The 13,405-nt window shown below is 69.9% G+C and carries 14 protein-coding genes; 5 read left to right on the top strand and 9 right to left on the bottom strand.

Annotated elements, in window-relative coordinates:
- Positions 1–175 precede the first annotated feature (175 nt).
- The gene (locus tag FDZ84_RS10425; protein ID WP_246868918.1) at positions 176–1,237 is read right to left on the bottom strand and encodes a helix-turn-helix domain-containing protein; all 1,062 of its coding nucleotides are present in this window, start codon (positions 1,235–1,237) and stop codon (positions 176–178) included.
- Between the two features lie 149 nt (positions 1,238–1,386).
- Between FDZ84_RS10425 and FDZ84_RS10420 the strand changes: the two genes are divergently transcribed.
- Positions 1,387–1,791 (top strand): hypothetical protein, encoded by a 405-nt coding sequence (locus tag FDZ84_RS10420; RefSeq protein WP_168585732.1) that lies wholly within the window; start codon positions 1,387–1,389, stop codon positions 1,789–1,791.
- A gap of 27 nt (positions 1,792–1,818) precedes the next feature.
- Here FDZ84_RS10420 and FDZ84_RS10415 read toward each other — a convergent pair whose 3' ends face one another.
- Positions 1,819–2,091 carry a hypothetical protein gene (locus FDZ84_RS10415; RefSeq protein WP_168584088.1) on the bottom strand — a complete coding sequence of 91 codons (273 nt, stop codon included), beginning with the start codon at positions 2,089–2,091 and terminating at the stop codon, positions 1,819–1,821.
- A 391-nt stretch (positions 2,092–2,482) separates the two neighbouring features.
- Here FDZ84_RS10415 and purF point away from each other — a divergent pair, with 391 nt between their 5' ends.
- Positions 2,483–4,000: an amidophosphoribosyltransferase gene (purF, locus tag FDZ84_RS10405; RefSeq protein ID WP_168589946.1), complete on the top strand. Its 1,518-nt coding sequence runs from the start codon at positions 2,483–2,485 to the stop codon at positions 3,998–4,000.
- A 108-nt stretch (positions 4,001–4,108) separates the two neighbouring features.
- The gene (gene purM, locus FDZ84_RS10400; protein WP_168585731.1) at positions 4,109–5,221 is read left to right on the top strand and encodes a phosphoribosylformylglycinamidine cyclo-ligase; all 1,113 of its coding nucleotides are present in this window, start codon (positions 4,109–4,111) and stop codon (positions 5,219–5,221) included.
- 680 nt (positions 5,222–5,901) lie between these two features.
- Here the strand turns inward: purM and FDZ84_RS10395 are convergent.
- Entirely contained in the window at positions 5,902–6,090 is a 189-nt protein-coding gene (locus tag FDZ84_RS10395; RefSeq protein ID WP_010312648.1) for a DUF3073 domain-containing protein, read from the bottom strand.
- Positions 6,091–6,327: 237 nt separating this feature from the next.
- Between FDZ84_RS10395 and FDZ84_RS10390 the strand changes: the two genes are divergently transcribed.
- On the top strand, positions 6,328–7,215 hold the full coding sequence (locus tag FDZ84_RS10390) for a hypothetical protein (RefSeq protein WP_223839807.1): 888 nt from the start codon (positions 6,328–6,330) through the stop codon (positions 7,213–7,215).
- Positions 7,216–7,306: 91 nt separating this feature from the next.
- Here FDZ84_RS10390 and FDZ84_RS10385 read toward each other — a convergent pair whose 3' ends face one another.
- From FDZ84_RS10385 to FDZ84_RS10370, 4 genes are all read right to left on the bottom strand, one after another.
- The gene (locus FDZ84_RS10385) at positions 7,307–8,116 is read right to left on the bottom strand and encodes a methyltransferase domain-containing protein (protein ID WP_168585730.1); all 810 of its coding nucleotides are present in this window, start codon (positions 8,114–8,116) and stop codon (positions 7,307–7,309) included.
- Between the two features lie 482 nt (positions 8,117–8,598).
- Positions 8,599–9,159, bottom strand: coding sequence for an aerial mycelium formation protein (locus FDZ84_RS10380; RefSeq protein WP_168585729.1), 561 nt, complete (start codon positions 9,157–9,159; stop codon positions 8,599–8,601).
- A gap of 154 nt (positions 9,160–9,313) precedes the next feature.
- Entirely contained in the window at positions 9,314–10,456 is a 1,143-nt protein-coding gene (locus FDZ84_RS10375) for a folate-binding protein YgfZ (protein ID WP_168585728.1), read from the bottom strand.
- Positions 10,453–10,851 carry a transcriptional repressor gene (locus FDZ84_RS10370; protein ID WP_210435676.1) on the bottom strand — a complete coding sequence of 133 codons (399 nt, stop codon included), beginning with the start codon at positions 10,849–10,851 and terminating at the stop codon, positions 10,453–10,455. Before FDZ84_RS10370 ends, FDZ84_RS10375 begins: the two co-directional genes overlap by 4 nt.
- Before the next feature lie 166 nt (positions 10,852–11,017).
- On the opposite strand from FDZ84_RS10370, the gene FDZ84_RS10365 reads away from it, so the two are divergent.
- Positions 11,018–11,866 (top strand): aminodeoxychorismate lyase, encoded by an 849-nt coding sequence (locus FDZ84_RS10365; RefSeq protein ID WP_168585726.1) that lies wholly within the window; start codon positions 11,018–11,020, stop codon positions 11,864–11,866.
- Between the two features lie 175 nt (positions 11,867–12,041).
- Here FDZ84_RS10365 and FDZ84_RS10360 read toward each other — a convergent pair whose 3' ends face one another.
- Together FDZ84_RS10360 and FDZ84_RS10355 are read right to left on the bottom strand one after the other, a co-directional pair.
- Entirely contained in the window at positions 12,042–12,554 is a 513-nt protein-coding gene (locus FDZ84_RS10360) for a DinB family protein (protein ID WP_168585725.1), read from the bottom strand.
- 84 nt (positions 12,555–12,638) lie between these two features.
- On the bottom strand, positions 12,639–13,280 hold the full coding sequence (locus FDZ84_RS10355) for an FABP family protein (protein ID WP_168585724.1): 642 nt from the start codon (positions 13,278–13,280) through the stop codon (positions 12,639–12,641).
- Positions 13,281–13,405 lie beyond the last annotated feature (125 nt).

Raw genomic sequence — 13,405 nt, 5'->3', positions numbered from 1 at the left:
CGTCTTACTTGCCGGCCCGGAGGCAATGCTCCACGTGTGACATCACAAGTTGGCCGGGGAACGGCCTGCGGAAACACGGAAGCGCCGGAGAAAGATCGCCCTTTCGGCCGAGTGGTCGGCTACGCGGATAGCAGATGCTCCACTGCGCCTATGCGGAGGTCTAGCCGGGTCGAGTTCACTCCACGCGCGGCCTTGCGGGCACGGTTGATCGTTGTCCTCGCGGCGTCGAATACCCCGGCTCGGGCGTACGACTCGGCCAGCCACGTCTGGTAGAGGGCCACCTCTCGGGCATGCTCGGGGTGTATGCCGCGATGGCACCGGACAGCAGTGGCTCAGCGGTGAGTGGGTCGCCCAGCTCGGTCAGGCAGCGCCCGGCCATCACGTCGATTTCCTTGCGGTCCAGCCAGTAGACCCACTCCGGTTCCTCGACCCCGGCGGACCGCTGTTCGTAGGAGTCGTCCACCGCGTCCAGCGCCCGCTGAGTGCCGTCGCGGTCCCGGGCGCGTGCGCTGGCCCAGGCCACCCGCTCCAGCAGCAGCGCCCGGACAACCGGGGTGGTTCGGCCCTCGGTCCCCTTGACGGCCGAGCGGGCCAGTAGTGCCGCGTCGGCCGGGTCGCCCACGTTGGCGATCTGGTAGCTCAGGCTGGACAGCAGTTGCCCGGCTAGCGCGGGGTCGCCCGCGTCGCGGGCGGCGGAGACGCCGGAGAGGTAGACGCGCTGAGCCTCGGCGTAGTGCCCGGCGTCGCTGGCGACCCATCCGGCGAGCTGCGCGAGTTCGCCCACCACGGTCAGCAGTCGGCGGCCGGTCCGCTCGGTGTAGCTCGCTTCGTTGAGTACGTTTTGAGTGCTAGTGAGTTCCTTACGTACCAACGGAAAGAGGTCTCGGCCGCCGATCACGTCGTCAAGGTGACGGAGTTCGATCACACGGCCTACCAGCTTGGCCGCCAACGTCGCCCCGACTTTCCGCCCGGCGGCCGAGTGAACTTCGGCGGGGGTGTCGGCCACAAGCCACTCGTGAGCGACCCGGAGCGGGTCATCCGGCAGGCCATACAGGGTGTCCAGGGAGACGTTCAGCGCGCGGGCGTACGCGGTGACGTGCTCGGGCTTGATCGCCCGTTTCCCGGTCTCCAGCAGTCCGAGAAGCGGCTTGCTGTAGTGCGTGCGGGCTGCCATCGCAGACAGGCTCACTCCGGCATCCTCACGGGCTGCCCGCAGGTTCACGCCGAGGTCAGACACCGATCACCACCTGTAGACGCCAGTAGACGCCAAACCCATTCACATAACCCCGCTGTGATGACGAGGCTACAGGGCGGGGCTGCCCCGGCCGGTGATCGACTTTCCCCCGAAGTCTCCCCAGCCGGCCGGGTCGGCCCGACCACGACGGGGTGGAGACGATCGAAGGCGACGCGGCGGCCGGACTTGCGGGTGATCGCCAGTTCGATCGGATCATCGCGACCGCTGGTGTCCATCTTGGACAGTTTCCGTACTCCTGGGTTGAGCGCACTATCCCGGGCGGGGTGATCGTCGCCCGCTACGACGTGTGGAAGGCCAGCGAGTACCGGCCGGGGGTGGCGTGGCTGGTCGATCCGTTGTCGGGGTCGTGGGCCAGCGTGGTCCCCGAGGGGGAGCGGTTCCGGGTCCGCCAAGTCGGGCCGCGCCGGTTGTGGGATGCCGCCGAGGCGGCCTACCGGTGGTGGGTCGAACGCGGCGAGCCGCCGTTGTCGGCGTGGGAGTGGACCATCACCCCGGACCGGCAGAGCGTCACCCTGCCGCCCGATTCCGGCCGCTGAGAACGGCTGTGTTCGCCTCGGTGCCGCTCAGGCACCGGGGCGTGTCGTGTTGTTGGCGGTGCCGTGCTGCCAGCACAGGGCCGCGTGAAGCCGCTTTATGACGTGTTCGTCATCGGCCTCAGTCGGGTCGTCGCCTACGGGTAGCCACTCCTCGGCGACCGGGGTGCCGTTCACGGTGCGGGTGATCAGCATCCCGGGGTAGGCGAGCAGTTCGCCGCCGAGGTCTACGGTGCGGGTGCTCAGGGTGAGGTCCACCGCGCGGAGACCAGGCACGCGGCGGAAGTGAAGCCCTTCGGACACGGGCTCACCTGGTCTTTCGTGCGTACTGCGGAGGTAGTTCTCCTGTAAGTCGCAGAGCTCGGCGGCGGTGTTACCGGCGGCCTGTTCAAACGAATTCAACACACCTGGTCGGCGTCCGGATCGTCCAGGAGATCTCGCAGCCGGGCGTCCAGGCGGGTGGCGGCAAAGGCGAGGCGGAGCCGCATGCCGCACACCTCCGGTGACGCGGGCCTGTAGAGCCTGCTGTGACCAGGCTCAATTGACCGGAAGAAAAATCTTGGACACGGGAGCCTTACACTGAGGTGTAACTCCGGCTCCGTCCTTCAGGGAGTTCTCGGTGGTCACCGACCGGCCCCAACCGGCTAACGCAAGCACCCCTACAGACCTCTCCGGCCCTGCTCTCGAACGCGACATCCCCCGCGAGGAATGCGGCGTCTTCGGTGTTTGGGCTCCCGGCGAGGAAGTCGCGAAACTGAGCTTCTACGGCATCTTCGCCCTCCAGCACCGCGGCCAGGAAGCCGCCGGCATCGCTGTCGGCGACGGCTCGCAGGTGCTCGTCTACAAGGATTTAGGCCTGGTCAGCCAGGTGTTCACCGAGCAGACCCTGGCGTCGCTGCGCGGCCACGTCGCCGTCGGGCACGCCCGGTACTCGACCACCGGCGGCGGCAGTTGGGAGAACGCCCAGCCGACGTTCCGCACCACGGCCACCGGCAGCGTGGTGGCCCTGGGCCACAACGGCAACCTGGTCAACACGGCGGAACTGCTGGACCGCCTCGCCGCGGAGGGTGCCGACACCACGGCCAACGCGTCCTCGCCTGCCAACGGCTGCGGGCGCGCCACCAGCGACTCCGACCTGGTGACCGGCCTGCTGGCGGCGCACGCCGCCGACAAGGGCCTCGAACAGGCCGCGATGGAACTGTTCCCCACGGTGCGCGGCGCTTTCTCGATGGTCTTCTGCGACGAGCAGACCCTCTACGCGGTGCGCGACCCGCACGGCGTGCGCCCGCTGGTGCTCGGTCGGCTGGAACGCGGCTGGGTGGTGGCCAGCGAAACGGCCGCGCTGGACATCGTCGGCGCGTCGTTCGTCCGCGAGGTCGAGCCCGGCGAGCTGCTGGCCATCGACGGCGACGGACTGCGCTCCCAGCACTTCGCCAGCCCGAAGCCGAAGGGCTGCATCTTCGAGTACGTCTACCTGGCCCGCCCGGACACGACGATCTCGGGCCGCTCGGTGCACGGCACTCGCGTGGAGATCGGCCGCCGACTCGCCAAGGAACACCCGGTGGACGCCGACCTGGTGATCCCCGTTCCCGAATCGGGCACGCCCGCCGCGATCGGCTACGCCCAGGCCTCCGGCATCCCGTACGGCAACGGCCTGGTCAAGAACTCCTACGTCGGCCGGACCTTCATCCAGCCGTCGCAGACAATCCGCCAGCTCGGCATCCGGCTGAAGCTGAACCCGCTGCGCGAGGTGATCCGCGGCAAGCGCCTGGTCGTGGTGGACGACTCGATCGTCCGCGGCAACACCCAGCGCGCCCTGGTCCGGATGCTGCGCGAGGCCGGCGCGATAGAGGTGCACGTCCGGATCGCCTCGCCGCCGGTGAAGTGGCCGTGCTTCTACGGCATCGACTTCGCCTCCCGCGCCGAGCTGGTCGCCAACGGCCTGGACATGGACGGGGTGCGCCGCTCGATCGGCGCGGACAGCCTCGGCCACGTGTCGCTGGACAGCCTGGTCGCGGCGACCGAGCAGCCCCGCACCAGGCTGTGCGCGGCCTGCTTCGACGGCGACTACCCGATCCCGCTGCCGGCGGACGCCCGCATCGGCAAGTACCTGCTGGAGGGCCTCAACCAGGCAGAACGCGGTGTCGCGGGACCGGCCGAACCGGTGCTGCCGAGCAGCTACGGCGCGGCCGACGCGCTGCAGCGGCCGTGACGACCGCACCGTTGTTGCCCCGAGGTTCGCCGTCGGCGCGTAGCGTTGAACGTGCTACACATGCGCGTCCGGCGAATCGCAAACTCGCACCAAGATGTGGAGCCAGTCGTGTCCGAAGACCTGCTCGCAAGGTCTGCCCAGACCGAGAGTCCGAAAGCCACTTACGCCGCAGCGGGCGTGAGCATCGAGGCCGGTGACGAGGCGGTCGAGAAGATGCGCCCGTGGGCGCAGCGAGCGACCCGGCCCGAGGTGATCGGCTCCCTGGGCGGGTTCGCAGGGCTGTTTCAGCTCAAGCTCGACCGCTGGAAGGCGCCGGTGCTGGCGTCCTCGACGGACGGGGTCGGCACCAAGCTCGCCGTCGCGCAGGCGCTGGACGTGCACGACACCGTCGGCATCGACCTGGTCGCGATGGTGGTCGACGACCTGGTGGTCTGCGGCGCCGAGCCGCTGTTCCTGCAGGACTACGTCGCGGTCGGCAAGGTCGTGCCGGACCGGATCGCCGACCTGGTCAAGGGCATCTCGGAGGGCTGCGTGCAGGCCGGCTGCGCGCTGCTGGGCGGGGAGACCGCCGAGCACCCAGGCATGATGGCGCCCGGTGAGTACGACATCTCGGCCACCGGCGTCGGGGTCGTCGAGGCGGACGCGATGCTCGGCCCGGACAAGGTCCGCCCGGGCGACGTGGTGATCGCGATGGGCTCCTCCGGCCTGCACTCCAACGGTTACTCGCTGGCCCGGCACGTGCTGCTGGACATCGCCCGGATGCCGCTGGAGGGCCACGTCGAGGAGTTCGGCCGCACCCTCGGTGAGGAGCTGCTGGAGCCGACCCGCGTCTACGCCAAGGACTGCCTGGCGCTGGCCGCCGAGGCGGGCGTGCGGACGTTCGCGCACGTCACCGGCGGTGGCCTGGCCCAGAACCTGGCGCGGGTGATCCCGTCGGGGCTGACGGCGGTGCTTGACCGGGGCAGCTGGGCGCCGGCGCCGGTGTTCGGGCTGATCGCCCAGCGCGGCCGGGTAGAAGCCGACGAGATGGAGCGCACCTTCAACATGGGCGTCGGCATGGTCGCCGTGGTGACCGCCGAAGACGTGGACCGCGCCCTCGCGGTGCTCACGGCTCGCCACGTGCCGGCCTGGGTGCTCGGCGAGATCGCCAAGCAGCCTTCCGTCGAAGGCGCCGGCGAGGACGACCGTGTGGTCCTCCGCGGCAACCACCCGCGCTTCTGATCTCTGCGTTGCAGACTCGTCTTGCGCGGCGCTGCGGGTAGCTGCAACCTCAGGCGCCGTCTCGCTGCGGGATCCCCGACGTCATGAATGCCAATTCACACGTCGGGGACTGGCCTCGCCGGGAAGCCGTCGGGCGGGCACGGCCCGAGAACACGCGGCGGTGCCGGTTGCGGGTGGGGCCGAGCGGCTGCCCCGCGGCGAAGGCGAAGATCGAACCGCGCACGTGAAATCTGTGATCGCGACCGGGAATCCTGACGGGTTCCCGGTCGTTGGACCAATAGCTGGCGTGCGCGTGTGCCCCCGGGCTCCAACTACCGCCTGCTGGGAATACCGTCCGGCTGGAGCCCTGCAGTGCCACCCGCCGAGAGGCGGCCCGCGCGCGCCAGCGTTCCTCAACCACGCTCTTCAACCCCGCAGGGCCGCAGCTGCCCGTCGGCTATCGGCGAGTCCAGCGCGATCGTGCCGTACTCTTCTTCGGTCAGCGCCGTTTTCGGAGGCAGCAGACAGACGCGAGTGGCGTCGCCGGTCCACCGGCAACGCCACTCACGGTGCTCCTCCTATGTGGGACTTGCGAACTCGTCAACCCCACCCGCTCATGCACATCGGGTCAGACAAACGACTCCGACGCACCTCACCATCGAGCGAACAGCGTTCATCCGCTGTCCTCGTGGAGATGTGCTTCAACGTCGGTCGTAGTCGTAGTCGTCGTACCCGTCGTCGCGCGAGTCATCGCGGTCCTCACTGGACCACTCGCCGGACTCCGAGACGGACAGCTCGCGCTGCAACGCCTCGATGTCCATGGCGGGGGAACTGTATTTAAGCTCGCGGGCCACCTTCGTCTGCTTGGCCTTAGCCCGGCCGCGCCCCATGGCTCGACCCCCTCGCACAGGGTTGCGGGGCGGACAGGGGAATGTCGGCCCCGCATGATCTCGACAACTTTTCCTGTAACTACCGTACCGTGTCGAGGCGGTTGGACGCGACGTGGTGCCATGACTGAGTGGCCGTGTCTTGGGTGACGTCGAACTCTCCCCCGCCGAAGGCCCGTCTGGCAGCGGTTTTCGGTGCTCGGCGAGGCAGCCGCAGGTGCCCGCGGGCCGCATGACACCATGCTGGCTGTGCCAGAGCCGTTCGTCGCCTACCTGAGGGTGTACGAGCCCTTGTCGTCCTTCGACCCCCCGCTGCGCGAGGAACTGGCAGCGGCCGTCGAGCGCGGGCCGGTCGACCCGTTCGACGCCGGATTGCGAGAGCAGGACGTCTGGTTGCGCAGCCAGCTCGCCGCGCCGCCCCGGCTGCTGCCCGGCGAGACCGCCGACGGCGCCGTCACGGGCGTTGGTGACGTGCTGGTGCTCGACCCGGCGGACGTGCCCAGCGCTCCGGCGGCCACGGTCGGGCCGGGCCCACTGGTGTGCCCGCTGGACCTGCGCGGGCGGGCCGCCGCTGCGCTTGTCGGCTTCCTGGGGGACGCGGAGATCCCGCTGCGGACCGCGGCCCTGCAGGTGCCGGTGGAGAAGGCCAAGGTGCGGGCGAGCGCGGTGGTCAGCGAGCTCGCGGGCGGCGCGGTGCACGTTCTGTCGTCCACCTGGACCGTCCCGCTGCCCTGGTTCGTGCTGGTCGACCCGGAGGAGCGGTGCGTGTTCACCGAGCCGGGCCGGCGCCGGGTGTGCTGGCGGATGGCGATGGCCGACGCGCGGCGCCGGGTTGCCCGGGCGCACGCGATCGGCCGCAAGTCCATCGGCGAGGAAGGGCCGACGCGGATCCTGCGGGAGACCGGCCGCTGGCTGGAGCGCTTCCACCCGCATTCGGCGGTGGAGCTGGACTACGGCGGCCTGGTGCAGCTGATGACGTCCAGCGACCTGGACGCGGACACCTCGGCCGAGGACGTGCACGCGATCGTCGATGCCATGGAAGCCGACGATGCGGAAGAGGTCGCGACCCGCTACGAGACCCTGCGCGACTTCTGGTCGGAATTCGCCGCCCGAGAACGCCACAACTGAACGGAAGCTCTCCGGCATCGTCCGGCGGGAAGCGGAAGCCGGGTTGCCTGCGTTGGTCCCGGTCCTGAGCGGATGCCGGTCTTGCTCGGCTTCAGGGGCGGCAGATGATCTCGCCGTTCAGGACGGCGAACCAGCCGTCTTCGGCTTCGATCCAGCGGTGCCAGGCCGTCGCGAGTTCTTCCAGCTCGTCGCGGGTCGTCAGGCCGTGGGTCTGGGCTTGCTCGGCGAAGGTCGACCGGCGGATGCGGTCCGCCCACAGGTTGCCCCACCAGGTGCGCTCCTCGGGCGTTGCGAAGCACCACGCCGACGCCGTGCAGGTGATGTCGCTGAACCCCGCCGCCAAGGCCCAGGTCTTCAGGTACCGGCCGCCGTCGGGGAATGCCCGGTTGTGCTGCGCCACCTGCCGGTACAGCTCTAGCCAGCGGTCCAGGCCGGGGTTGTCCGGTGACCAGCGCATGCCGCCGTAGTCCGCGTCGCGGGCCGCGACGATGCCGCCCGGCTTGCACACCCGCCGCATCTCGCGCAGCGCGGCGACCGGGTCGGTCAGGTGTTGCAGCACCTGGTGGGCGTGCACGACGTCGAAGGAGTCGTCGTCGTAGGGCAGGCGGTAGACGTCGGCGTTGGCGAAGGTGATGTTGTTCAGGCCGCGTTCGGCCGCTCCGGCGCGGGCGATCTCCAGCGGTTCGTCGACGTTGTCCACGCCCAGCACTCGGCCGGGGCCGACCAGGGCAGCGAAGTCCAGCGTGATGGTGCCCGGTCCGCAGCCGATGTCGAGCACGCTGGTGCCCGGCCGCAGGTGCGGGATCAGGAACGCGGTGGAGTTCTCGGCGGTCCGCCAGCGGTGCGATCGCAGCACGCTCTCGTGGTGTCCGTGGGTGTAGGTGCCCGGCTGCGCAATCATATCGTCCATCTCAAAATATGGGATATCAGTACCATTATTTGAGCATACTAGGAAGATTTCGCTGTTGGGAAGCATTTGATGCGATGGAGAAATCCGGATGTGCCTGCCTTCGCGCGGCTGCGCGTGCGAGGCAAGGTGCGGGGTCCGCGGTATTGAAACTGCGGACCGGCACCCGGCGTTCTAGCAGGGGGAGGCGGTCGCGGACGGCCGGATCGCGATGAAATTGTCCACTGAGGATGGAAGTGGGCACCGCGGCGCCTCTGCGGTCGGCCCGCGCCGCGAGGGGACGCGCTACGCTCTCGCCGCTGCGCGGGGCCTGTGCGGGCGAGATCGGGCGTTGGCGGTTTCCGGGTTGGTTCGGAGCTTTCCGGTCACCAGCGCGGGTTTCAGCGGCGATTGCGGGCGCGCTGGCGCGGCGACGTGCCGCGCCGGGCACTGCCCGAGTCCACTTCGGATGATTCGGGCGAGCGGGGCGGAAGCGGTCACCGGCGGTCGCGTTCCTCCGCGAGGCGGTCGTCCACCGATGCGGCGCCCTCGCGGTAGCGGCGGGCGATCTCCGCGTTCAGCCGGTCCACCACGTCCTGGACCTCGTGGCGGCGCTGCGACACCGAGTCCTCTTCCCCGGTGTACGCGGCGAGGGCCTGGTCGAGCTTGACCTCCGACAGCGACATCACGTCCGACAGATCGACGTCGGAGACCAGCGCCTCGACGTGCCTGCGGTGCGCCTCGGCCCGCGAGGGCTCGGTCGTCTGGTACCGGCCGGAACCGGTCGCCGGACCGACGGCGTTGTCCGCCAGGATGTTCACCAGCTGCTCGACGACCGACGCGGACCCGCGCTCCCGGCGCCGCCGCTGCTCGGCTCGCACGATGTCGATCCGCGCGTGCAGCACGCGGCGCAGGTACGAGAGGTCCGTTTCCTCCTGCGCCGCCTCGTCGCGCAACTCCCGCACCTCGCCGAGCGTGCGCTCTTCGATGCCACTGGTGTAGTCCGGGGACAGGACCCTGTCGATGCGGCGCCGTCCACCCGGGCGGACTTCGATCACGTGGCCATCCTCCGGCACTCAGGTACAGCTCGCCAACAGTTCGGGTGATGTTGTTTTAAACAACGGTGCGAAACCGCTCGTATTCCCGGCGTGGTGGGGCACGCGCGGCGAACGTGGCGGATGCGCACGCCTACCCGCATGCCCGCCTCGTCGACTACCGGCCGCGCAGGCCCTGGGCCGCGACCCGTCCCGGCGGCTCGCCGGTGTCGGGCGGCACCGAGTCCGGGTCCACCGCCGCGGCCACCGCGCGGTCCTGCTCCGGGTCGCCGGCGACCAGCTCGCCGTCCACCGGTGCCGACCGCTTGAGCAGCGCGAGCGCCACCGGCCCGAGCTCGTGGTGCTGCACCACGCTGCCCACCCGGCCGACCTTGCGCTCGCCGAGCCAAACCGGATCGCCGGTCTCCGGCAGGATCTCCGCCGAGCCATCCAGGTGCAGCAGCACCATGCGCCGCGGCGGCTTGCCCACGTTGTGCACCTTGGCGACGGTCTCCTGGCCGCGGTAGCAGCCCTTAGCCACGTGCGCCGCCACGTGCACCCAGCCGAGCTCGTGCGGGATCGCGCGCTCGTCGGTCTCCAACCCGACTCGGGGCCGCAGCGCCTCCACCCGCAGTGCCTCGAATGCGAGGGTGCCGGAGGGGCGGATGCCCGCGTCGGTCAGCTTCGTCCACCACTCCACCAGCGACGCCCGCGGCACCACGAGGTCGATGGTGGGCAGCGCGCGGAACGGTACGAACCGGCTGAATCCACCGCCGGGCAGGGCCTTCACCTCGTACGGCTTCGACGGCACCGGCGCGAACCGGGCGAGGATGCCGCCCGCGTCCGGGCCGACCGCGGTCAGCACCGCGAACTCCGAGGTGGCGTCCCGAGTCTCCACTTTGGACCAGAATCGCATGGCGTCGAGGTACTCCAGCAGCGACTGCCTGCCGTCCACGCCCATCGTCGGCAGCGCGCTGGTGGCTTGCGCGCCCGCGTCGGTGTCCAGGTAGACGACGCCCTCGTGGTGCGCGAGCAGCATGTGGCAGTCGACGCGGCCCTGGCTGTCCAGCACGAGCGCCTCGGTGCCCTGCCCGTCCGGCAGCTCGGTCATGTGCTGCGATAGCACCAGGTGCAACCAGCTCAGCCGCTCCTCCCCGGTCACCGCGATGACCTCCCGGTGCGAGCGGTCCACCAGCACCGCCGAGCGGGTCGCCGACCGCTGCTCGGCGAACGGGTCGCCGAAGTGCCAGGGCACGCCCGCATCCACTGCATCCTCCGGTGCGGGTACCGCACCCGGCAGATCCAACAGGGGTGAACTCATCGGCGCTCCTCGACGGCGTCGGCGTTGCGGCAGCAGTTCCGGCACAGGCCGGACAGGGCCAGGTGGGTGGCGTCCAGGGCGAACCCGAACCGCGCGAACAACTCGCGGGACAGGTCGTCCAGCAGTTCGGTCGAGACCTCGTCGATCGTGCCGCAGCGGTGGCACGCCAGGTGGACGTGCTCGTGCTCCTCGACCGAGTAGGTCGGCGCGCCGTGCCCCAGGTGCGTGTGCCGCACTAGGCCCAGCTCTTCGAGCAGGTCGAGGGCGCGGTAGACCGTCGTGATGTTGACCGTCGAGGCGGTGCCCTGAACCTTGCGGCAGACCTGCTCGGGCGTCGCATGCTCCAGCTCGCGCACCGCGTCCAGCACCAGTTGGCGCTGCGGTGTCATCCGCATGCCCCGTTGGTGCAAGGTGCTGCGCAGCGATCCCTGGTCGGTCAATGCCCGCTCCTGTGCTCGGCGCGCTTGAAGGTCGGTACTCCGATCGTAACTCCGTGCGAGAACGCGCCGGTCATGCGCGGCCCACCAGCGGTTGCGGGGGTCGAGGTTCTAGGCTTCCGGCATGCGCGTACTGGCACTCTTGGACGGGACGATCGTTGATCCGCGGGCGCCGCTGTTCCGCGCCGACGACCTCGGTGTGATGCGGGGAGATGGCATCTTCGAGACGATCCTGGTCGCCGACCGGAAGCCGCGGGAACTCGGGCCGCACCTCGATCGGCTGGAGCGATCCGCCGGCCTGATGCAGATGCGCTTGCCCGAGCGCGACGCATGGGAGCGGGCCGCGCAAGCGGTCATCGACAACTGGCCGTGGGACACCGCCCCGCAGATGGCGCTGAAACTCGTCTGCACCCGCGGCGTCGACGGCGGCGACGGCACGCCGAACGGCTTCGCGATGGGCATGCAGATCGGCGCCGACACCCTGCGCAAGCGCACCGAGGGCGTTTCGGCCGTGACGCTGGAGCGCGGCTACGCCCCGGACGTGATGGAGCGGGCACCCTGGCTGCTGCTGTCCGCGAAGACCCTGTCGTACGCGGTGAACATGGCCGCGATGCGGGAGGCCGAGGCGCGCGGTGCCGACGAGGTGATCTTCACCGCCACCGACGGTTCGGTGCTGGAGGGGCCGACCTCGACGGTCGTGATCGCGCAGGGGCGCACGCTGCTGACCACGCCGCCCAGCTCGGGCATCCTCAAGGGCACCACCCAGGGCGCGCTGTTCCGGGCCGCGGAGAAGGCGGGCTGGAAGACCGAGGTCGCCAAGTTCCCGACGTCGGCGCTGTTCGAGAGCGACGGCGTGTGGCTGGCTTCGAGCGTAAGGCTGGTCAGCCAGGTGCACACCATCGACGGCACCGAGATCAAGTCGGACGCCGACCTGCACGCCGAGATCAACCGCCTCTACGAGTCCAACTACTGATCACCCGTTACCGCCTCCGGCCGCAATTTCAATGGAAATCGGACCTTCAATTTCAATGGAAATTGCGGCCGATCGGCGTGTCGGCCCACGACACGCCGGAGGATGTGGACAACTTCCGCAATTTCCATTGAAATCGCGGACCCCGGACCCCGGACCCCTGACCCCGGACCCCTGGTCAGCCCATCGTCTTCTGGCCGTCGATGGTCTCGCGGATGATGTCGGCGTGGCCCGCGTGCTGCGCGGTCTCCGCCGCGATGTGCAGCAGCACCCGCCGCACCGTCCAGCGCTTGCCCTTCTCCTCCTGCCACGGGGCGTCCGGCAGCTGGTGGGAGAGGTCCAGGTCCGGCACGGACGCGACGATCTCGTCGGTCCGCGCCGCCACCTTCTCGTACTCCGCCAGCAGCACGTCCAGCGTTTCCTCGTCGGTCGGCTGGAAGGTCGCCGCCTGCTTGGCGAACGCCGCCTCGTCGTAGGCGTCGAACGCGCGGCCGTTGCGGATGAAGTCGGCCCAGTTCAGCTCGACCGCGGTCACGTGCTTGATCAGCCCACCGAGGCACAGGTCGCTCTCGGTTGGCCGCAGGCGAGCCTGCTCGTCGGTCAGGTCCTTCACCGTGTGCCGCAGGAAGCCGCGGTGCGCTTGCAGGAGTTCCAGGATGTCGGCGCGCTCGTCGGTCAGGGTGCTGGTCATGCTTCGCCCACCTCAGGTTTCGTAGCTCGATTGCGTCGAAATCTAACCGGGGGGTCTGACAGGAACGGCGGATCTGCGCCTGGCTCAGCCGACGATGCGGTCGAGCTTCGCGGAAAGGCGCGGCTGCAGCTCGTGCTCCGAGGTGGCGCGCTCTTCGACGTAGGCCAGCGAGCCCTCGACGACGCCGTACAGCCGGCTGGCCGCGGCGACGTCCTCGCTGGTCGGCGTGCGCAGCACCGCGTCGGTGCCGAACTGCCAGGTGGTCTGGCTCTGCGGCTTGCCGAAGAACATCTCGGCGACGCCGGTCTCGTGCAAGATCAGCAGTTCGATCGTGTCGTCCGCCTGCGGGCGCCAGAAGCCGACCTCGCGGAACGCGGGCGCGACGACCTTGCCGCCCTCGCCGTCCAGGCGCCACGCGCGGCTCTCGTAGGTCAGGAACGGGCGGCCGTCGTGCGCGAGGGTGACCTGCTGGATGAAGCGGTACGGCTCGTCGAGCGAAGGGTGCGATGCCTCGCCCTCGCCGCGCCACACGCCGACCAGCGGCAGCAGCGCGAGGCAGGCGTCATTCAGCGACGGGCCCATTCGCAGGTTGGCGGTGTCGCCGGTCCCAGGCAGATCGTCGAACTCCGGCACGTTGCGGTGCCGGGTGTGCTTGGCGCGCTCCGCAGCCGCGGCGACCGCGGCATCGCCGCTGCCGCGCTGTGGTTCGTTCGGCGTAGCAGTCATCGCGTCGAGGTTACCGGTCGCGCCGGATCAGTCGCTGTACAGGCGGTACACCACGTAGCCGGCGAACCAGACGGTGGCGACCGCGGCGAGCCCGACGAGGGTGACGAGGCCGTAGTGCAGGAAGT

It is taken from the genome of Saccharopolyspora sp. ASAGF58, from assembly GCF_012277335.1.
GTDB classification, from domain to species: Bacteria; Actinomycetota; Actinomycetes; order Mycobacteriales; family Pseudonocardiaceae; genus Saccharopolyspora; species Saccharopolyspora hattusasensis.
This window is presented reverse-complemented; position numbering and strand designations above follow the sequence as displayed.